The sequence below is a fragment of the Acrocarpospora catenulata genome, assembly GCF_018476525.1.
GTDB classification, from domain to species: Bacteria; Actinomycetota; Actinomycetes; order Streptosporangiales; family Streptosporangiaceae; genus Acrocarpospora; species Acrocarpospora catenulata.
Genome location: NZ_JAHCST010000037.1, coordinates 16374 through 37157, shown reverse-complemented (window position 1 = coordinate 37157; position 20784 = coordinate 16374). Strand labels below are relative to the sequence as shown.

The window sequence follows — 20784 nt, the reverse complement described above, 5'->3', positions numbered from 1 at the left end:
TCAGACTTCGTCGAGCCAGATCACGATCCCGGTCAGGTCGTTGAGTACGGCCGCGACGCCTGCCCTCACGGCGGCCGCGCAGCGGGCGGGGGTGAACGACGCGGGCTCGTACGTCGAGGACATGCCGAGCCCTTCGCCGCGGAACGACGCGCCGGACCAGTCGACGGCCGTGACGTTGTGGGTGGGCTCGGCCAGTTCCGCCCCCACGACGAGAAACTGCTGCGCGAGGTGGCTCGGGCTGACCAGGGCCAGAGGGTCGACGAAGCCGTTGCCCGCGCTGACGATGAGGTCGGGGCCCATGTCGATGGCCTCGGTGATGCTGGGCACGAGGTCGTACGGGTGGTCGGCGACGACTGTTCTGAGATCGACGTCCTCCTCCTCCGCCCACTCCTCGACCGCCGCCACGAGGGTCCTGGTGGGCTGGTCGTCACCGGTGGTGAGCAGGACCACGCGGTAGTCCTTCGACGGGTGGACGTCGCTCCAGGAGCCGGGCCGTGGCGTGATGGTCGCCTCGGGGACGGGCGTGGTGGAGGGGGCGATGAAACCCGGGGCGAGAGTGCCGATGGCGCTGGGCTTGGCGTGCGGTTGGGACCAGTCGCCGCCGGAGCCGCATCCGGTGACCAGCGCGGCGGTCGCGGCCAGCGTGGCAACGGTCCGAAGCGGGGGGCGCAAGGGGATCGTCCTCCGAGGTGTAGCGGGTGGTGCGCGTACATCCTCCTATCCCGTTTCCTCCCGATTTGAGGCTGAGAGGTAGTTATGGGGTTATTTTTCCTGTAGTTCGCCGTTGGGACGGCTGGGATTCACCCGTGAGGTGGAACGTGCTCTGGCAACTTAAGGAGCCACATGTCACAACGGGTCCGCCGTGTCCTCGTCGGGATCATCGCGGCGGTGATCGTTCTTCTGGGCGCCGGGCCGGCGCTCGCCCACGGGTTCACCTCGACCGTGTACGTCCACCTCACCGCGGACGAGGGTCACCTGCGGACCAAACTGGAGCTCGAGTACGACCTCTTCGTCGTCTCCACCGCCGACTTCGAGGGTAATGATCCCCTCTTCAAGGCAGGAATCCCCGCATTCGAGGCCGGTGACACCGAGGGACAGGCCGCGGCGCTCAACGCGCATGCGGCGTCGGCCGTCACGTATGTCACCAAGCGCTTCTCGGTCAGGGGCTGCACGCCGGCCCAGGCAGGCGAGTTCACGATCGCCGAGCGGGAGAATGTGCCGTACGCCGTTCTGCTGCTCGACTGGGCCTGTCCGGAGCGGAGTGACGATCACGAGGTGCGGAGCGGGCTGTTTCCCGACGCCGAGAAGTACGTCAAGGACACCAAGACGATCGTCACCTATGAACTCGACGGCCGCTCGGGCAGTGCCGCGCTCGATGCCGCTCGCCCGTCCTTCTCGACTGGTCAGGCCTGGTACGAGCGGTTCTGGGAGTTCTTCCTGCTGGGTGCCGAACACCTGCTGTTCGGGATCGACCACGTCTTGTTCCTGCTGGCGCTCATCGCCGGGTCACGGCGGCTGCGCGAGATCGTGCTGGTGGCCACCAGCTTCACCCTGGCGCACTCGGTGACGTTCATGCTCGCCGCCCTCGGTCTGGTGGAGGTGCCCGCGAGCCTGGTGGAGCCCGTCATCGCGTTGTCGATCGCCGTGGTCGCCGGTTGGCACCTGTGGCGGATCTGGCGGCGCGGCGGCCATGCCGGCGAGATCGAGACGTTGAGCCGCGGTCACTTCGCCCTGGACCGTTCGGGCTGGACGCGCCTCGGGGTCGTGTTCTGTTTCGGCCTCGTTCACGGGCTGGGCTTCGCGGGCGCGCTGGGGATCGACGAGGCGTGGTCGTGGACCCTGCTCTGGTCCTTGCTGGTGTTCAACGTCGGTATCGAGGTCGTTCAACTGGTGCTCATCGCAGCGCTCTTCCCGCTGCTCAGCGTGTTGCGGCGCCGTGCGCCGCGGGCCGGTCTCTGGGCGACGGGTGTGGTTTCCGCGGGCGTGTCCGCCATGGGGCTGTTCTGGTTCGTCGAGCGGGTGCTCGGGTCCTGAGATCGCAAGGTCTTTTAGGACATTCCATTAGCCAGAAATCGGGCATTTACGGTCGGTTCACCGGACGGCGCGACCTTGAATGCCGCTTCCTGCACGTACAGGTACAAAAAGGACTTTAACCATGACATTAGGCACCTCACCGCAGGCTCCCGGCCTGGTACGGCGCCGCGTGGCCGCAGGGGCCACCGCGGCGCTTCTGGGCTTGGCCGTGGCCTTCGGCAGCGGCATGGGGACCCCCGCGAGCGCCGACGCCGCCACGTTCAGCGGCATCATCCTCGGGGTCGGCGCCAACGAGGCCCAGCGCACCGTGACCTGGTACTCCTCGGCCGACAACGCGCAGCAGGTCCAGCTGGCCCCGACCGCGAAGCTCGTCAACGGCGAGTTCCCGGCCGACGCCCTCACCTTCGACGCCGCCGGCGCGGCGAACATCGCCTCCAGCGGTGGCTTCAACCGGCACGCGACGATCTCCAACCTGCAGGAGCAGACGGCGTACTCCTACCGCGTCGGCTCCGACGGCAACTGGTCCTCGACGTACTCCTTCAAGACGCAGGACTTCGAGGGCGACTACGACTTCCTGTTCTTCGGCGACCCGCAGATCGGCTCCTCCGGCGACGTGCCGAAGGACCAGGCCGGTTGGCAGGACACCCTGGACGTCGCGCTCGCGGCCAACCCGGACTCCGAGCTGCTGGTGTCGGGTGGTGACCAGGTCGAGACCGCCGGCACCGAGAGCCAGTGGAACGCCTTCCTCGCCCCCGACAAGCTGCGTCAGTACCCGTGGGTCGCCACCATCGGCAACCACGACGTCGGCAGCAAGGCGTACGAGCAGCACTTCACCATCCCGAACAACGACCGGTCGGGTCCGCTGTACTCCAACGGGAACCCGAACGGGAACAGCTCCGGCGGGAACTACTGGTTCATCTACAAGGACACGCTGTTCATCGACATCAACAGCAACAGCTACGCCACCTCCCAGGGTGGCGGCGGCGACGCGGCGCACGTCGCGTACGTGACCGATGTCATCAACCAGCACGGCTCCGAGGCCAAGTGGAAGGTGCTCGTCTTCCACCACGCGATCTACTCGCCGGCCAGCCACGCCAAGGACAGCGACGCCAAGGTGCGCCGGGTCGACTTCCCGACCGCCTTCTCCAACCTCGGCGTCGACCTGGTGCTGCAGGGCCACGACCACGCGTACTCCCGCAGCTACCTGATCAAGAACAGCCAGAAGGCGAACCCGGACGAGCAGCCCGGCGCCGCCGAGGTGTACCCCGGTCCTGGCGGCGTGCTGTACGTGACGTCGAACTCGGCCTCGGGCTCGAAGTACTACGACATCACCAAGCCGGACAGCAGCGCCAGCAGCGGCGCGGGCAACGGCGCCGACCCGCTGAACCCGAACAGCTACTGGTACAACTCGGTCCAGAACCAGGAGCACGTCCGGACCTACGTCAAGGTCGGCGTGCGCAAGGACAAGCTCGTCGTGGAGAACATCCGGAGCGGCACCTGCGCGGCTCCGAACGCGGCGGTCGAGCGTGGCCTCTCCTGCACCAACACCCCTGAGGGGCAGCCGGTCGGCTCGCTCGTCGACAAGGTGACCATCCACCCGTACAACGGCGACGGCCAGGCCCTCCAGGTCAGCGTGCCCAACGCCGCTCCGGGCGAGTTCGGCTGGACGATCGACGGCTACAACGGCCTGGTGGACCTCGGCACCGCCGTGGACCACGACGGCAACTTCTTCGAGGCCACCGGCCAGATCAACCCGATCGTCGTGTCGGACAACCGCCGCTCGCTCGCGCCCTGGTCGATCTCGGCCAGCGTGAGTGACTTCAAGGACGCCGCCAAGACCTTCTCCGGCGCCTACCTCGGTTGGACGCCGCGGGTGCTCGAGGACGGCGCCGGCGCCTTCGCCAGCGGCGCGGTGGCTTCGGCCTACGACGACCACGGCACGGGCCTGTCCGTCTCGCGCGGACTCGGCTGGGCCAACCAGGGCCACCCCAAGGGCGTCGCCAAGCTGGGCGCCGACCTGGCCCTGAAGATCCCGGGCAGCGTCGAGAAGGGTGGCTACCGCGCGACCCTCACGATCACTGCGCTGAGCAGCTGACCGGACCCGTTTGACCCGGCGGGGTGGGCACCGGAAGGTGCCCACCCCCTGGCTCGTTCCAGACCCCGCCCAAGATCGCCCGAGGATCCCAAGATGCACGCCCTCGCAACGCGCCGGACCACTGCCGTCGCCGCCCTCGTCCGTACCGCCGCGCTGGCCCTGCTCGCCGCCTGCGCGGTCACCGGCCTGCAGGCCGGCCCCGCGCTGGCCGACGACGGCGAGGTCGCCTGGACGGTCAGGACCGACTCCAACAGCTACGGCGCCGACCGGTCCAGCTTCAACTATGTCGTCAACGACGGTGGGCTGCTTGAAGACGCCCTGGTCGTCGCCAACCGCGGCAAGGCTCCGGTCACCCTCGCCGTCTACGCCGCCGACGGCTTCACCACCGACACGGGCCAGCTCGATCTGTTCCCCAAGGACAAGAAGTCCGTCGGAATCGGCGCCTGGGTGCACGCCGACCGCGACAGCGTCGCGATCCAGCCAGGGAAGTCCGTCAAGATCCCCTTCAAGGTCAGCGTTCCGGACAACGCCCCGCCCGGCGACTACATGGGCGGCATCCTCACCTCTCTGACGCAGTCCGACACCGCCGAGGGCATCAACGTGGACCGGCGCCTCGGTGTCCGGATCAAGCTGCGGGTCAGCGGCGAGCTCAAGCCGAGCCTCGCGATCGAGGACCTGCGCATGGACTACTCCGGCTCGTTCAACCCCTTCGGCTCGGGCGACGCCACCATCAGCTACACGATCCACAACACCGGCAACGCCATCCTGTCGGCCAAGCAGACGATGTCGGTCGCGGGCCCCTTCGGGTGGCTGTCGGCGGACGCGGGCGAGATCCCCGCGCCGCCGGAGCTGCTCCCGGGGGAGAGCTGGAAGATGACGGTGCCCGTCCACGGCGTGGCGCCCGCGGTCAGGCTGGGCGCGACCACGATCCTGATGCCGTTGCTCACCGACGCGTCGGGCTCCACCACCTCGCTTGAGCCGGTCCTGGCCTCGGCGGACGCCTGGGCCGTCCCGTGGACGCAGGTGCTGCTGTTCGTCGTCCTGGTCGTGGTCATCGTGGGGTCGATCCTGCTCGTACGCCGTAGGCGCGCGGGACGGAAGGAGCGTGAGGACGCCCGCGTACGGGAAGCCGTCGAGCAGGCGCTCCGCGACCAGAAGACACAGACGCGCTGACCGAGGCTTCAGTGGATGCCGCGGACGAGCGTGTCCATGTCCAGGGTCGCGTACGCCGTTGAGCTTGCGGCATCGACCACAGTCGTGATCGCGAGGGCCAGGCCGGTCTCCCCGGTCCAGACGAACCGGCGGCCCTGCAGTGGTCTTGGCATCCCGTTGACGCGCCTGGTCTCGCTCCAGGTGAGCAGCGTGCCGGATTTCCCCCCAACGGCGGCCTGCTGTCTCGTGGCACCGGGAATATCCGTCAGCCAGGGCACGAGTTCCGGCTGCTGCCATTCCCCGGAGTCCACGGCCTGGCCCCGGTACACCGACATGGCCACGTAAGCGCCTTTTCCTGGCCGGTCTCCCCAGTAGCGGGTGGTTTCCCGCCAGTGTTGGCCCAGTTCCTGGCTCTCAGCACCCTTTCGGAGCTCCGGAGGAAGGGCGGGCGCCCCCACTCCGTCCACCAACTCCAAGAGGTTGGATTTGATCGGCTCGATTCCCTCGGAGATCCGCCGCAGGTCGGCGGCCGCGTCACTCGACGCCCAGATCCGGACGCCCAGACCGGGCCGCACGACCCACATCCGCATCCAGCCCTTGTCCAGCCCGCTCCCCGCCCCGACGACCCGGCCCTCGACGGCCGCGGACCCCCTGACGGAGGTTCGGCGCAGGTCGACGAGCTGCTCGTCGGTCGGCCAGGAGACCACCTGTAGCGACTTCAGGTCCTTGGCGCGCAGGCCGTACACCACCTCCACCGTGACTCCGTCGGTTTCGTTGAACGACCAGCTCCGGGCGAGACCGTCGTTGACCAGCCTGATCTCATCCGAGGACCGCAGGCCGTCCGGCATGTACGTCACCCGCATGCCGGCGATGTCCCCCGCCCATTGCACGCGCAGCCCACTGGCGATCCGGTCGAGATCGTCCTTCAACGACGGGGACGCCGTGACCCGGAGCAGCACCCCGGGTTGCGGGACCCACAGCCTGTCGGTGCCGTCGCGCGAGACGACGGGACCATCCCCCTTCGCGGGTTCGACCGGGTCCGGCAGGGCGTTCAGGGCGAGGACGTCCATGGCGTCCGCCATCTGGCGGCCGGTCCGGTACACGCTGATCTCGACCAGCCGGTCGCCCTCCGACCAGCGAAGCGACTCACCGCGCAGGTCACCCAGCGTGACCTCGGCCCGTTCCGGGCTGACGAGCCCCTCCGGGAGATAGCGGACCTCAACGCCGTTGATCTCGGCGCGGACATCCTCCACGACCATCTCGTGGCCTCCGGTGGCTACGAGGTAGGCCGGTCCAGTCCCCGCCGTGGCGAACAGCGCGATCGCCGCCGCCACCAGCTTCGCCCGTGCCCGCCGCCGCTGGGAACCCCGTACGGCCCGGTCCACCAGATCGGGGGAGATCCGCAGCTCGGCCGTCTCCTCCGCCATCGCCCTGCGCAGTTCGACCTCAAGCTCCGACATTGCTGGCCACCTCCTCGCCCAGCAGCGCGCGAAGGCGGTTGAGCGCCTTGGCGGCCTGGCTCTTCACCGTGCCGACCGAGCAGCCGAGCAGCCTCGCGGTCTGCGCCTCCGACAGGTCCTCCCAGTAGCGGAGGACGACGACCGCCCGCTGGCGGGGTGGGAGCGCGCGTAACCCGCTCATCAGCACCTGCCGCAGCTCGACATCGGTCCTCGTGGTCGGCGTCTCAGGCGGCGAGGCAGTGGGGATGATGCGGAGCAGCGCGCGGCGCCTGGCCCGGCTGATGGCGAGGTTCACGATGATCCGGCGCACGTAGGGCTCGGGGTCGGTGTCCCGGCGAAGCCGGTGCCAGCTTCGGCAGGCCCGCTCCAGCGCGCTCTGCAGCACGTCCTCCGCCTCCTGGGCGGAACCGCAGGTGAGGTGCGCCGTACGCAGCAGGCTGGTGCCCCGAGCCGCGACGAACTCGGCGAACCCCTCCGGGGCGCTCACCCGCTCCCATCCAGTCTCATGCCCCTACCTACGCCTGGCAGCCGGGGATGGTTGCCCGCTGATCCTGACCAGCCGCATCCCCTCGTGCATGACGAGTGAGCGATAACGGGTTCCGGAAATGCCGAAACATTTCTACGGACTCAGTCAATTGAATTCGGCGAATAAATGTCGATAAGTCGTGTTATGCAACTGCAAGGTCGTTTCCGATCTTCGGGGAGGGGTGGGCCGATATCGTGTCGATCTGTTTCGGGGAGAAGGGGCGTGGATGTCGCAGGAGTCGGGGACCATCCCTCGTCGGGTGATTGCTACCCGGATAGCCGCGGTGGGTCTGATGGCCGTTCCGGGGATGGTGCAGCTGGTCATGCCCACGGAGGGATGGGACATGACCTCCCTCTGTGCTGCGTACACGGTGAGGGAGCCGACCCTTCTCGACATCGTGGTCGGAAACGTCAACCTGCTGGGGCCGGCCTTTCTGCCGGTTATTGTCGGTGTTTTGGTCGTGCTGGATGCCCTGGGCGTGCGAGGTACCGGCTTGGCGGCACCGGTCGTGGCCGGTCTCGGCGTTCTGTTCGCGGCGGGGCAGTGGTTCACCCTTCCGCTTGGGAATCCATGCGTGGACGAGCCCACGATCATGCTCAGTCCGTGGCTGGCGATCGTCGCGTACGCACTGGCGGCCGGAGCGCTCGTGCTGGCCAGAACTCAGCCGCTCCGGATCGACAATCCCGGTCGTGGACAGCTTATTTCGTGGGGATTGGCACTGGCGGCCGCCACCTGGTGGACGTTGTCATTTTTTGTCCCGTTATATCCGGATCCTTCCTGGCAGGAGATGGTCTTTCTTTCCTGGTCGGACGAGGTCGTCGGGGCTCACTACATGGGGACCCGCGACTACGCCGACCTGCCGACGCTGTTCTCCCAGGCGGTCATCCACGTGTACGACGCCACCTCGCTCTACGGCCTGCACCTCGGCCCGCTGACAATCGTCGCCGTCCTCGCCTTCCTCGTCTCCCACCGCGCGACACTCGTCGCGATCATCGGCCTGTACGCCCTGGGCGTCCTGCTCCCAGCGATCGCATGGCTCGACCCCGACCTCTGTGCCCTGGTCCCGACCTCGCCCTTCGTCTACGTGCAGATCCCTCTGGTCATCGCCGCGACAATCCTCCTACTCGCGCGCTACCCCATCACCGTGCACCGCACCCTGATCCCCCGGGGTCCCACCCGCGACCTGATCATCTTCATCGGCGTCACCGCGACCCTGGCGGCGATCGTCCTGATGTATTTCCTCCCCTGAAATCCCGACGACCGTAAGGTGCGCCGCAGTCTACGAAAGGGACGGCATTGTCGAGTTCCCCCCGGTTGTCGAGAACGGCGCTGCTGACCTGGACGGCGGCCGCGGTCGTTGCGGCCTTTCCGACCTGGGAGGAATGGCGCTATCGACTCCAGCCAGGCGGGGTCGAGCTCTATGCCTGCGCAGGAGGGGGCCGATGGGAGACATCACCGCTGGACCTCCTGCTGGATCCCCTGCGCGGTGATCTCGACAGGATCCTGGAGATCGTAGTGGCGTTGGCGTTGCCCGCGCTGCTGGTCCTGGTCGGGTTTCTCGCCTGCCTGCGTGGCAGAGATCCGCGGAGTGTGGGGCGGCGAACGGCAGGCGTTCTCGTCCTGACCGCGGTCATCGAGCCGGTCACCCCTTTCTACGTGTTTCCCGAAGGCTGCGGTAACTCGATTCCCCTTCTCAGCGCCGAGTGGTTCGCCACCGTGGCGAGCAGTTGGGGAAGCACTCAGGTCTGCCTTCTGGGCGCCGCCGCGCTCGTTCTGCTCATCACTCGGGCGACCGTCACCTCGGAACGCCCGCCGGTCGCTCCGCCGGGTGGGGTGACCTGGCGTCGACCGGTGGCACTGCTGGTCGACTACGCGATCATCATCGCGTTCCTCACCTTCGTCATCCCGGCCATCCTGGTCCTGGCCGGCATCGACACCTACATCCACGTGGGCTACGGGATTCTGGGCTGGTCGGCCCTCTCCCTGGACAACCTGGAGCCCGAACGGTTACTCACCCTGACCGGAGTGTTCCTGTACTTCTGGGTGCAACACAGCCTGTGGGGACAGACACCGGGCAAGCGACTTCTGCGCATCCAGCTCATTTCGGCAGAGACAACAGCACGACCAACGGCGCGGAAGACAGCTGTTCGTACACTGCTCTTCCCGCTCCTGGGTTTCGAACCGACCGTCGGGCCGCTCGCGCTCGTCGTGTACGGGCTGTGGACACTTCTCGACCCCGATGGCCGAGCGCTTCACGACCGATTGGCGAACACCGAGGTCGCACGGAGGATGCCAAGGGCCCGGCTTCAGGCGTAGCTCGCACCGGCACCTCAGGGCGACCCGCAGGTCAGAGGCCTTTCGGCGACTTTGAAGCGGGACAAGGGGCAGGCGTGTACTTGTGCTCCGGCCAGTTCACGCGATAGAAACAAGGAAATACTTCAGTCCTTGATAAAAGCCTTACGTGGCGAGAGAGCGCTCTCGCTCAGCGGTGTCGACTGCCCGTCGAAGGTTCTCATCCACCCCCCAATGATCCTGTCCATGAAGCGCTGCGCGTGCAGCGGAAAGGACGAACCGTATGACGACCCAGCCTCCCGGCGGCGCGAGTGTCATGAGGCGGCGCCCGCGTCGCCTGCAGATCGGTCGGGCGTTCACGTTAGGTATCGTGCTGGCGACTGCCGTCATGACGGCAGGTACGCCCGCAACCGCCGCATCCCCGACCTCCGGCGCCCCTGATTTCGGGCCGAACGTCACCGTCTTCAATCCGAGCATGCCGGTGAGCACGATCCAGGCGACCCTCGACGCGGCGCACGCGGCTCAGGTCAACAACGAGATGGGCACCACGCGCCACGCGTACCTCTTCATGCCGGGCACGTACGGCACCGCGGAGACCCCGCTCCAGATCAAGGTCGGCTACTACACCGAGATCGCGGGCTTGGGCGCCTCGCCCACCGATGTCGTCATCAACGGCAAGGTCGAGGTCTACAACCGCTGCCTGGCAGACGGCGGAACCGGCAACTGCCTCGCGCTCGTCAACTTCTGGCGCACCCTGTCCAACCTGTCGATCAACGTCAACGCGCTGGGCCAGGACGGCTGCCGGGCGTCGGCGAACTTCTGGGCCGTGTCCCAGGCGGTGTCCCTGCGCCGGCTCAACATCAGCGGCGGCAACCTGTCGCTCATGGACTACTGCACCGCCGGCCCGCAGTACGCCAGCGGCGGCTTCATCGCCGACTCCAAGCTGCCGTCCGTCACGAACGGATCGCAGCAGCAGTGGCTGACCCGCGACAGCGAGGTCGCCGGTTGGTCGAACGCCGTCTGGAACCAGGTCTTCGCCGGCGTCGTCGGCGCACCGGACGAGTCCGCGTTCCCGAGTCCTCCGTACACCACCCTCGAGACCACCCCCGTGAGCCGCGAGAAGCCCTACCTGTACGTCGACGCGCAGGGCAAGTACAACGTCCGCGTGCCCGCCGCCAGGAAGAACACGCGCGGCATCACGTGGGCCGACGGCCTGACCCCGGGCCGTACGCTGCCGATCAGCGACTTCTTCGTAGCCAAGCCGTCGGATTCGGTGCAGGTCATCAACAACCAGTTGGCCCGCGGCAAGAACCTGCTGCTCACGCCCGGCATGTACGACATCGCGCGAAGCATCGAGGTCAAGCGTCCGGACACGGTCGTCCTCGGTATCGGGCACGCCACGCTCACCGCCGTCAACGGCGCGACTCCACTCGACGTCGCCGACGTCACGGGCGCCATCGTCGCCGGTGTGACCATCGACGCGGGTCTCAAGGAGTCGCCTGTCCTGCTGCGGGTGGGCAAGAAGCACGGGAAGAGCAAGGGCTCGCCGAACAACCCGACGACGCTGTCCGACGTGTACTTCCGCGTCGGCGGGCCGCACATCGGCAAGACCGACATCGCGCTTGAGGTCAACAGCGACCACGTGCTCATCGACCACACCTGGGTGTGGCGTGGCGACCACGGGGTCGAGGGCTTCACCGACACCCAGCGTTGGAACACCAACACCGGCCGCACCGGCGCCGTCATCAACGGCGACCACGTGACCGCGACCGGCCTGTTCGTCGAGCACTTCCAGCGGTACAACACCGTCTGGAACGGCGAGGACGGCACCACGATCCTGTACCAGAACGAGCTGCCGTACGACCCGCCGACCCAGGCCGACTGGATGAACGGCAACGTCGAAGGCTACGCCGGCTACAAGGTCGGCGACCGCGTGAAGACGCACCGCCTCTACGGGGCTGGGGTCTACGTCTTCAACCAGAACAACCCGTCGATCCACACCGAGAACGGCTTCGAGGTTCCGCAGACCCCGGGCGTGAAGCTGCACCACATCATGACCGTCAACCTCAGCGCCGGAACGATCGACCATGTCGTCAACGGCGTGGGCGACGCGGCCGACACGACCAAGATCGGTGCGCCGGTGTACATCACAGATTACCCGGCCCCGTAGGCCCGCCCCGGTGGGGACGCTTGCGGAACAGGCCCCCCGCTTCCGGAGATTTCCGGGGGCGGGCGGCCTTGTCGCACGCATCCGAGTCCGGTCCCACCGAGCCTGGAAGCCGCTGGCCCCGCCGTATGAACGGCGGGGCCAGACGCATGTCCTGTGGCGGGAACCCGCGTAGCACAACGCGTGGCGAGCGGGAAAAGTGCCCGCATTTGAGTCGATTTTATGCTGAATTTATGTCCATTTGCTGCCATAATTCCCTGTAACTCACGGGGAGACGTGTTAAACGGTGGGGGGCAATGGGGCGGTTCGTCGAGGCAGTGCTCGAGTTTCCGGCGGTGCTTTTCAGCTTCATGCTGGTCGTGGTCATCGGCTACTGGCTGGTGGCGCTGTTCGCCGGTCTGGGGGATGAGCTGCCCGACGACCTCCTGGACGGGCTCGGCCTTCAGGGGGTGCCGGTCACCGTCGCCGTCTCCCTGATGGTGGCCGTCGCGTGGTTCGTCAGCCTCGCCGGTGTGGCGCTGGTGGAGGGCACGGCCGCGCGGGCCGCGGTTCTCGTGGTGGCGCTGTTCGCCGGCTGGCTGGCCGCCCGCCTCGCCGTACTGCCGATCCGCCGCCTGTTCCCGGCCATCGCCGCGCCGTCGCGGAAGGACTTCGTCGGCCGGATGTGCGTCATCCGCACCGGACGGGTCAGCGCCGACTTCGGCCAGGCCGAGGTCACGGCGGACGACGGATCCTCGGCTCTCGTCCAGGTGCGCCAGACCGGCGGCGACGACCTGCGCGCCGGCAGCTCCGCGCTCATTTTCGACTACGACCCCGAGGGCGAGTTCTTCTGGGTCATGGCCTACGACCTCGACAAATAGATAAATAGGGGGATATGCGATGGACGTGATCGGCACTGGGACGGGCGTGTTCCTCGCCGTGCTCCTCCTCGTACTCATCGGCGCGCTGATCCTGATCAGCCGGCTGTACCGCAAGGTCGAACAGGGCATGGCGCTGATCGTCTCCAAGACCCGGCGGGTCGACGTCACCTTCACCGGCGCCGTCGTGTTACCCGTGCTGCACAAGGCAGAGATCATGGACATCTCGGTGAAGACCATCGAGATCACCCGTACCGGCCACGAAGGGCTGATCTGCCGCGACAACATCCGGGCCGACATCCGGATCACGTTCTTCGTCCGGGTCAACAAGACGACCGAGGACGTCATCAAGGTGGCCCAGGCCATCGGCACCAAGCGGGCCAGCGACGAGGTGACGCTGCAGGAGCTGTTCAACGCCAAGTTCTCCGAGGCGCTCAAGACCGTCGGCAAGCAGCTCGACTTCGTCGATCTCTACACCAAGCGCGACGAGTTCCGCGACCAGATCATCCAGGTCATCGGCACCGACCTCAACGGGTACAGCCTGGAGGACGCCGCCATCGACTTCCTGGAGCAGACCCCGCTCGCGCAGCTCGATCCGGCCAACATCCTCGACGCCCAGGGCATCCGCAAGATCACCGAGCTGACCGCGATCGAGCACGTCCGCACCAACGAGTACCAGCGCAACGAGGAGAAGGAGATCACCCGCCAGAACGTGGACGCGCGGGAGGCCATCCTCGAACTGGAGCGGCGGCAGGCCGACGCCGAGGCCAAGCAGCGGCGCGAGGTCGACACGGTACGGGCCCGGGAGGAGGCCGAGACCGCCCGCGTGCAGGCGGAGGAGCGGCTGCGGGCCCAGGCGGCCGAGATCCGCACCGAGGAGCAGCTCGGCATCCAGCGGGAGAACCGGGAGCGGGAGATCGCGGTGGCGGTGAAGAACCGCGAGCGGGTCATCGCCATCGAGACCGAGCGGATCGAGAAGGACCGCCTGCTGGAGGTCATCTCGCGCGAGCGCGAGACCGAGCTGTCGCGCATCTCCAAGGACAAGGAAGTCGAGGTCGAGAAGCGGTCGATCGCCGAGGTGATCCGCGAGCGGATCGCCGTCGACCGGACGGTGGCCGAGCAGGAGGAGAGCATCAAGCGGCTGCGGGTCGTGGAGGAGGCCGAGCGCACCCGCCAGGCGCTGGTGATCCAGGCCGAGGCCGAGGCGCAGGAGAACCTGGTCAAGGACATCAAGGCGGCCGAGGCCGCCGAGAAGGCCGCCGAGTTCAGGGCGCGCGAGGAGCGCATCCTCGCCGAGGCCCGTCAGCAGGCCGCCGAACTCGACGCCCAGGCCAAGATCCGCCTCGCCGAGGGTATGCGGGCCGAGGCGGCCGCCACCGGGCTCGCCGAGGTCCAGGTACGCGAGCGGGACGCCGATGCCATCGAGAAGGTCGGCCGCGCCGAGGCCGTGGTGGAACGCGAGAAGGGTCTGGCCACCGCGCTCGCCGTCGGCGAGCGGCTCAAGGCGGAGGCCGAGGGCGAGCAGGCCAAGGCGCTCGCCGCGGCCGCCGCCATCGGCGAGAAGCTGAAGGCCGAGGCCGAAGGTCTCAAGGAGAAGGCCGAGGCCATGGCCGCCCTGGACGAGGCGGGCCGCGGTCACGAGGAGTACCGGCTCAGGCTGGAGGCCGAGAAGGAGATCCGCATCAGGAGCATCGACGTCCAGCGGGAGATCGCCGACGCGCAGGCGACGGTGCTCGCGGCCGGTCTGGAGAGCGCGGACATCGACATCGTCGGCGGGGACACCGTCTTCTTCGACCGGCTGATGGGCGCGATCACCGCGGGCCGGAGCATCGACGGCTTCGTCGAGAACTCCGCGGTGACGCGGGCGCTGGCCGGGCCGTACCTGGACGGGACGGCGAGCCTGCCCGCGGACCTGGTGCGCCTGCTCGGCTCGGTGGACAGCGCCGACGTGCGGAACCTCACCCTGTCGGCGCTGCTGGTCAAGCTCATCCAGGCGGGTGGCCCGGACACCGGCAAGCTCCAGGACCTGCTGAGCACGGCCCAGCGCCTCGGCCTGGCGGAGCAGCCGGTCTCGGCGCTCAACTCGGCCGCCCACTGAGCGGGCCGACGGGAGACCAGTGACCGCGTCGACGACCGATGCCGTGCCCGTGTCCGAGCTGGAGTCCAGCACCTACGAGGTGCTGCGGAGCAGGCTCGCCGAGCAGGCCAAGGAGCTGCTGCGGCGCGTCGAGGCGCTGAACGCGCAACGCCTCGACGCCTTCGGCGGCACCGAGTTCCGCCTGCTCGGCACCGCCCGGGTCCGCACCGAGAACAACTGCGTGCCCCGCGACATCGTGTCGGTGGGCGGGGTCATGCTGTTCGGCTACAACGTGTTCATCGGGCTGCGGTCCGAGACGACCGTGCGCGATGTGTTCTCCTTCCACCGGTTCAGTCGCGACGGCGACGCGTTCCGGTTCGACGAGGTTCCCGGGCTGTTCGAGGACGAGGGGTTCGCGCGCGACTTCGGCGAGCTGTACCGCTACTACAGCGAGACCCGGCTGCTGCAGCTGAGGCGGCTGGAGGGGCGGCTGCTCGCGGTCTTCCAGACGGGGCCCCAGGACGTCCGCGTCCTGCGGTGGAACCTCGGAGCCGACGGCGAGGTCGCCTACCTCGACAACCGGGGCGAGCGCGACCACGTGTTCCCGCCGCCGCACGACTTCGAGTGGACCACCACCACCAGGGACGACCACGTGCTCGGCCGCCACCCGCACATCTCGATCGACGACGAGCTGTTCGTCGAGACCATCGGCGGCGACCTGACTATCAAGATCGAGAACAACACCGAGACCGGCGAGGGGATCTACCGGGAACCGGTCGCGGAGCCGCTGCAGAGCCTGGCCGACGCCGAGGTGCACTGGGCCAGGGTCGGCCCGCTGATCCTGCTGCGCGTCCGGCCGTACAACGAGAAGCAGTGGCGGCACCTGGTGTTCAACACCAGGACCAAGGGCGTGGTACGGCTGGACGGGATCGGGCAGGCCTGCCAGCGGCTGCCCGAGGACCAGGGGATCATCTTCCCCGGCGGCTACCACCTCACCACCGGCGCGGTGAAGACCTTCGACGTCGACGTCGCCGACCTGGAGTTCGAGCGGGTCATCCGGTCGCCGAACGGCGAGGACGTGCTGTACGTCTTCCACGCGCGGGCCGATGGGCGGTCGCTGCTGCTGCCGTACAACGTGATCCGCAAGGAGGTGAGCAACCCGATCACGTGCCACGGGTACTCGCTCTTCGCGGACGGCACACTCGTCTACTTCCGGGTCCCCGGCGGCCCGGCGCCAGAGGAGCCGACCCGGGTCCATCCCATGCAGATCTGGCAGACGCCGTACGTGTCGGACGAGTTCGCCGCGGCCCGGCCGGTCGGCACGGGGCCCCTGGAGCGGATCGGCAACGCCGAGCTGGTACGCGGCATATCCGACTGTCTGTCCGTCGTCCGGATGGTCGACGAGATGGCGCCGGCGGCTCCCGTCTTCGAGGCGCTGGTCGCCGCCTGCGTCCGGATCCAGGACCAGTACCACTGGCTGGACGAGCAGGGCCTGCGCGCGCCGCTCGAGGCCACCCGGTCGAGCGCCGAGCAGGTGCTCGACGAGTTCGAGAGCGTCCAGTCGCTCACCGAGGCCGCCGCCACCGCGCTGGACGAGGTCGCCGCGCAGATCGCGGACCTGGTACGGCAGGCGCGCGGCGAGGCGCCGAAGACCGCGGGCGAGTGGGTCGGGCAGCTCGCCGAACTGCGCCGCGCGCAGGGCCGCCTGGTCACCCTCCGGGAGCGACGCCACGTCGACGTGGCGCGGGTGGACACGCTGGCGGCGGAGTTCGAGACCGAGATCGCGGAGGCCGCGCGGCGGGCCGTCGCGTTCCTCCGGCAGGAGGGCGCGTTCGCCGGATACCACGCCGACGTCGAGCGGCTGGTCGCCGACGCCGAGGCGATCAGGACCGTCGCGGAGTCCGGGGCGGTCGCCGAGCGGCTCACCGGCCAGAGCGAGGGCCTGGAGGTCCTCACCGAGGTCGTCGGCGGCCTGGACATCGCCGACGCGACCGTGCGCACCGGCATCCTGGAGCGCATCGCCGAGGTGCTCGCGGGCGTCAACCGGGCCCGCGCCACGCTCGACGCGCGGCGGCGCGAGCTGCTCGCGACCGAGGGCAGGGCCCAGTTCGCCGCGGAGTTCGCCCTGCTCGGGCAGGCGGTCACCGGCGCGCTCGCGCTGGCCGACACGCCGGAACGCTGCGACGAGCAACTCGGCAGGCTGCTGCTCAGGCTGGAGGAGCTGGAGTCCAGGTTCGGGGACTTCGACGACTTCGCGACCGAGCTCGAGGCCAAGCGGACAGACGTCTACGAGGCGTTCTCCTCGCGCAAGCAGGCGTTGCTGGACGCGCGGTCCCGCCGTGCGGAGCGACTGGCCACCTCGGCCGGGCGCATCCTGGACAGCGTGCGCAGGCGGGTCGGCGGCCTGGCCTCGATCGACGAGGTGAACGCGTACTTCGCCGCGGACCCGATGGTGGCCAAGCTGCGCGCGGTCGCGGCGGAGCTGCGGTCGCTGGGCGACCAGGTCCGCGCGGACGAGCTCGACGGACAGGTCAAGGCGGCCCGCCTCGACGCGGGCCGCGCGCTGCGGGACCGGCTCGACCTGTACGCCGACGGCGGCGAGACGATCCGCCTCGGCCGCCACCGGTTCTCGGTCAACACCCAGCCCGTCGACCTCACGCTCGTCCCGATGGACGGCCGCATGGCCTTCGCCCTCACCGGGACCGGCTACCGGTCCCCGGTGCCGCCGGGGGAGTCGTTCGAGGAGACCAGGGCCTTCTGGGACCAGCTGCTCGTCTCCGAGTCTCCCGACGTCTACCGCGCCGAGTACCTCGCCACCTCGATCCTCGACCAGGCCGAGTCCGCGGCCGAGGGCGGGCCGACGCTGGAGGTCCTGCACGCCGCGGCCGGCTCCGGCGGCCTGCTCGACCTGGTACGCCGTGTCGCCGAGACCCGTTACGACGAGGGATACGAGCGCGGCGTCCACGATCACGACGCCGCGGCGATCCTCGGCGCATTGCTCCCCCTGCACGCGGGCGCGGGCCTGCTGCGGTTCCCGGCGGGCGCGCGGGCCGCCGCCCAGCTGTTCTGGACGTTCGGCGCGGGCGAGGACCGGCGGCGGGCGTGGACGGTCCGGGCCCGGTCCCTGGCCAGGGCCAGGTCGGTCTTCGGGCCCGGGGGCGGCGCGGGCGCGTCCGCCGCGATCGGCGAGCTCGCCGCCGAGCTGGCGTCGGAGACGGCGGCTTTCCTGCGCGACCGGGGCCTGCGGCCGGAGGAGTCCGGCGTGGCCGGTGACTACCTCGTCGAGGAACTGGCCGGGACCGGCCCCGATTTCGCCACCGGTCCCGTCGCCCGCCGCCTGCTCGACGCCTTCCGTAAGGCGATCGGCGGCTCCGTTACGGACGTCGAGGACGAGTTGCGGGCGCTCGGCGACGATCTGGCCGCCCGGCACCACCTCGTCACGGCCTGGCTGCGGTCCTTCCTGACCACCGGTCCCGGCGTGGCGGCGGGGGAGGGCGACCTCGCCGAGGCGGTGGCCGTACACCTCTGCGACCTGCCGCGACGCGACGCCGCCGCGACCCTGTCGGTCACCGTCGACGGGCTGCTCGGCGCCCATCCCCGCCTGACCGGCCGCAGCATCCCGCTCCGTCTCGACGAGGTGCTCGCCCGTACGCGGAGGTTCCGCACCGAGCGCGTCCCGGCGTACCGCGACTACCAGCGGCGGCGCGGCGAGCTGCTGGCCCGTGAGCGGGACCGGCTCCGGCTGGAGGAGTACCGGCCGAAGGTGATGAGCGCGTTCGTGCGCAACCGGCTGCTCGACGAGGTGTACCTGCCGCTGGTCGGCGACAACCTGGCCAAGCAACTCGGGGCGGCGGGGGACGCGCGGCGGACCGACCAGATGGGCCTGCTGCTGCTCATCTCGCCGCCCGGGTACGGCAAGACCACCCTCATGGAGTACGTCGCGAGCCGGCTGGGCCTGGTGTTCGTCAAGGTCAACGGCCCGGCGCTGGGGCACGCCGTCACCTCGCTCGACCCGGCGGACGCGCCGGACGCGACCGCGCGGCAGGAGATCGAGAAGGTGTCGTTCGCGCTGGAGTGTGGGAACAACGTCCTGCTCTACCTCGACGACATCCAGCACACCTCGCCCGAACTGCTGCAGAAGTTCATCTCGCTGTGCGACGCCCAGCGCCGGATGGAGGGCGTGTGGGGCGGCCGGACCCGTACCTACGACCTGCGCGGCAAGCGGTTCGCCGTCTGTATGGCGGGCAACCCGTACACGGAGTCCGGCCAGGTGTTCCGGGTCCCCGACATGCTGGCCAACCGGGCCGACGTGTGGAACCTCGGTGACGTGCTGTCGGGGCGGGAGGACCTGTTCGCGTTGAGCTACATCGAGAACGCGCTCACCTCCAACCCCGTGCTGGCGCCGTTGTCCACGCGGGACCGGGCCGACGTGGAGCTCCTCGTCCGGCTCGCGCGGGGTGACGCCGACGCCAGGGCCGACCGTCTCGGTCACCCGTACCCGAAGGTCGAGCTGGACCAGATCACCGCGGTCCTGCGGCGGCTGCTGCGGGTCCAGGAAGTGGTGCTGGCGGTCAACCAGGCGTACATCGCGTCGGCGGCGCAGGCCGACAGCTCGCGTACGGAGCCGCCGTTCCGGCTCCAGGGGTCCTACCGGAACATGAACAAGCTGGCCGAGCGGATCGTCCCCGTCATGAACGACGACGAGGTCGAGGCGCTCATCGACGACCACTACGTGGGCGAGGCCCAGACGCTGACCACGCAGGCCGAGGCCAACCTGCTCAAACTGGCCGAACTGCGCGGCAGGATGAGCGCGGGGCAGGAACGCCGCTGGGCCGAGGTGAAGGCCGGATACCTGCGCGCGCGGGCCTTGGGCGGGGCCGAGGACAACCCCGTGGTCCGCGCGGTCGGCGCCATCGGCCTGCTCGCGGATCGGGTGGGCGACGTGGAGAAGGCCATCGACCGCGCCGCCGGCTCGTGAGATCAGGCGCGCCAGGTGGTGAGCACCTGGTCGATGCGGTGGCGGATGCGGTCCCGCGCCTCCCTCCGGGGCACGCCCGCCATGAGCAGGTGGTCGTAGTCGGTGTCCAGGTGCCGTACTGACGCGATGACGGCCAGCGTGACGGCCTGCTCGTCCAGCACGCGGGCGGCGGCGGTGCGGCCCACCCTGCCGCTGCCGCGCAGCCCGGCGTGGACGGCGATCTCCTGGGCCCGCTCGTCCGGGCAGCCGGGGAACAGGCGCAGGATCTCCGCGGCCAGCGCCGCCTGGAACTCGACGTCGCCCTCCTCACGCCGCACCCGGTCGCGTTCGCGCCGGCGCAGCCGTACCTCCTCGTCGGCCAGGCACTGCTCCTCGGCGCGGGCCAGGGCCTCGTCCTCGACGAGGATGCCCCGCCGCTCGTAGCGCTTCCTGCGGCGGTTGAACTCGACGACCACCGCGGAGAGCACGCTCTCCTTCTTGGCCCGGCGGCTCAGCGCCGCGTCACCGGCCGGCAGGAAGACCAGGTGGTCCAGGTCCGCGCAGGACAGGCAGTGCGGCTGGTCGTCCTCCATGATGAGGTACGGCCCGGTGGCTCCGCAGCCTCCGCAGGACCACGGGCCGGAGCTCGCGACGACGACCAGGTCCGGTGCCTTGTTCCGGCGCTCGGTGAGCTGCCTGCGGCGCGCCTCGCTCAGCTCGGGGGAGTACCACTCGACCCTGAACCGCTGTTCCAGCTCCTCGCCGCCGTCGGCGGTGAACCGGAGCTGCCGCCGGTCCCGGCTCCCCGACACGTACGCGGTCTCGGTCGCGGTCAGCCCGCGCGCCTGCGCCCACTCGCGCAGGAGGGCCACCGCGTCCGCCATCTTCGCCGCGTCGACCGCGGTCACCCGCTCCAGGCTGTCGGCGCGTCCCTGCCGCCAGGTGTCGACGTCCCGTGGGCGCGACCACCGCAGCCCGCAGATCACGTCGACCGCCGTCACGTGCTTCCGCTGCGCCAACGCGCTCTCCGCCACGTCCGCCACCCGCCGGGCCAGTTTGCCGTCGTTTCCCACCGTTCAAGGGTGCCCCATCGGTCATCAGTAGATATGGATATGGATGATGTTGAGTAGTGACGCCAGCTCGTCGAGCGGGGCGGCCTCGGCGCCG

The 20784-nt window shown here is 69.3% G+C and carries 13 protein-coding genes; 9 read left to right on the top strand and 4 right to left on the bottom strand.

Going from position 1 to position 20784, the window contains the following annotated elements; translation table 11 throughout:
* Window positions 1–672, bottom strand: a complete 672-nt coding sequence (locus KIP79_RS29745) for a type 1 periplasmic-binding domain-containing protein (protein ID WP_214108257.1) — start codon at window positions 670–672, stop codon at window positions 1–3.
* A gap of 171 nt (window positions 673–843) precedes the next feature.
* Here KIP79_RS29745 and KIP79_RS29740 point away from each other — a divergent pair, with 171 nt between their 5' ends.
* From KIP79_RS29740 to KIP79_RS29730, 3 genes are all read left to right on the top strand, one after another.
* The gene (locus KIP79_RS29740; RefSeq protein ID WP_214108256.1) at window positions 844–2034 is read left to right on the top strand and encodes a HupE/UreJ family protein; all 1191 of its coding nucleotides are present in this window, start codon (window positions 844–846) and stop codon (window positions 2032–2034) included.
* A 121-nt stretch (window positions 2035–2155) separates the two neighbouring features.
* A complete protein-coding gene (locus tag KIP79_RS29735; protein WP_214108255.1) occupies window positions 2156–4129 on the top strand; it encodes a purple acid phosphatase family protein in 1974 nt (657 codons plus the stop codon).
* A gap of 93 nt (window positions 4130–4222) precedes the next feature.
* Window positions 4223–5302, top strand: coding sequence for a COG1470 family protein (locus KIP79_RS29730; protein WP_214108254.1), 1080 nt, complete (start codon window positions 4223–4225; stop codon window positions 5300–5302).
* Window positions 5303–5310: 8 nt separating this feature from the next.
* Here the strand turns inward: KIP79_RS29730 and KIP79_RS29725 are convergent, their stop codons facing one another.
* Window positions 5311–6741, bottom strand: coding sequence for a hypothetical protein (locus tag KIP79_RS29725; RefSeq protein ID WP_214108253.1), 1431 nt, complete (start codon window positions 6739–6741; stop codon window positions 5311–5313).
* Window positions 6728–7228 (bottom strand): SigE family RNA polymerase sigma factor, encoded by a 501-nt coding sequence (locus tag KIP79_RS29720; RefSeq protein WP_214108252.1) that lies wholly within the window; start codon window positions 7226–7228, stop codon window positions 6728–6730. Before KIP79_RS29720 ends, KIP79_RS29725 begins: the two co-directional genes overlap by 14 nt.
* A 382-nt stretch (window positions 7229–7610) precedes the next feature.
* Here KIP79_RS29720 and KIP79_RS29715 point away from each other — a divergent pair, with 382 nt between their 5' ends.
* The 6 genes from KIP79_RS29715 to KIP79_RS29690 all read left to right on the top strand — a co-directional run bounded on the left by KIP79_RS29715 (window position 7611) and on the right by KIP79_RS29690 (window position 19638).
* On the top strand, window positions 7611–8516 hold the full coding sequence (locus tag KIP79_RS29715) for a hypothetical protein (RefSeq protein ID WP_214108251.1): 906 nt from the start codon (window positions 7611–7613) through the stop codon (window positions 8514–8516).
* A gap of 47 nt (window positions 8517–8563) precedes the next feature.
* Window positions 8564–9583 carry an RDD family protein gene (locus KIP79_RS29710; RefSeq protein WP_214108250.1) on the top strand — a complete coding sequence of 340 codons (1020 nt, stop codon included), beginning with the start codon at window positions 8564–8566 and terminating at the stop codon, window positions 9581–9583.
* Between the two features lie 346 nt (window positions 9584–9929).
* A complete protein-coding gene (locus KIP79_RS29705) occupies window positions 9930–11729 on the top strand; it encodes a pectate lyase-like domain-containing protein (protein WP_308169958.1) in 1800 nt (599 codons plus the stop codon).
* A 293-nt stretch (window positions 11730–12022) separates the two neighbouring features.
* A complete protein-coding gene (locus KIP79_RS29700) occupies window positions 12023–12586 on the top strand; it encodes a hypothetical protein (protein WP_214108249.1) in 564 nt (187 codons plus the stop codon).
* 19 nt (window positions 12587–12605) lie between these two features.
* Window positions 12606–14681: a flotillin family protein gene (locus KIP79_RS29695; protein ID WP_214108248.1), complete on the top strand. Its 2076-nt coding sequence runs from the start codon at window positions 12606–12608 to the stop codon at window positions 14679–14681.
* A 19-nt stretch (window positions 14682–14700) separates the two neighbouring features.
* Entirely contained in the window at window positions 14701–19638 is a 4938-nt protein-coding gene (locus KIP79_RS29690; RefSeq protein WP_214108247.1) for a DNA repair ATPase, read from the top strand.
* Window positions 19639–19640: 2 nt separating this feature from the next.
* Here the strand turns inward: KIP79_RS29690 and KIP79_RS29685 are convergent, their stop codons facing one another.
* Entirely contained in the window at window positions 19641–20690 is a 1050-nt protein-coding gene (locus KIP79_RS29685; RefSeq protein WP_214108246.1) for a DUF2293 domain-containing protein, read from the bottom strand.
* Window positions 20691–20784 lie beyond the last annotated feature (94 nt).

Coding starts and splice junctions, on each gene's coding strand:
- KIP79_RS29700 (WP_214108249.1), top strand. CDS start 12,023: ATGGGGCGGTTCGTCGAGGCAGTGCTCGAGTTTCCGGCGGTGCTTTTC.
- KIP79_RS29735 (WP_214108255.1), top strand. CDS start 2,156: ATGACATTAGGCACCTCACCGCAGGCTCCCGGCCTGGTACGGCGCCGC.
- KIP79_RS29730 (WP_214108254.1), top strand. CDS start 4,223: ATGCACGCCCTCGCAACGCGCCGGACCACTGCCGTCGCCGCCCTCGTC.
- KIP79_RS29695 (WP_214108248.1), top strand. CDS start 12,606: ATGGACGTGATCGGCACTGGGACGGGCGTGTTCCTCGCCGTGCTCCTC.
- KIP79_RS29725 (WP_214108253.1), bottom strand. CDS start 6,741: ATGTCGGAGCTTGAGGTCGAACTGCGCAGGGCGATGGCGGAGGAGACG.
- KIP79_RS29715 (WP_214108251.1), top strand. CDS start 7,611: ATGACCTCCCTCTGTGCTGCGTACACGGTGAGGGAGCCGACCCTTCTC.
- KIP79_RS29740 (WP_214108256.1), top strand. CDS start 844: ATGTCACAACGGGTCCGCCGTGTCCTCGTCGGGATCATCGCGGCGGTG.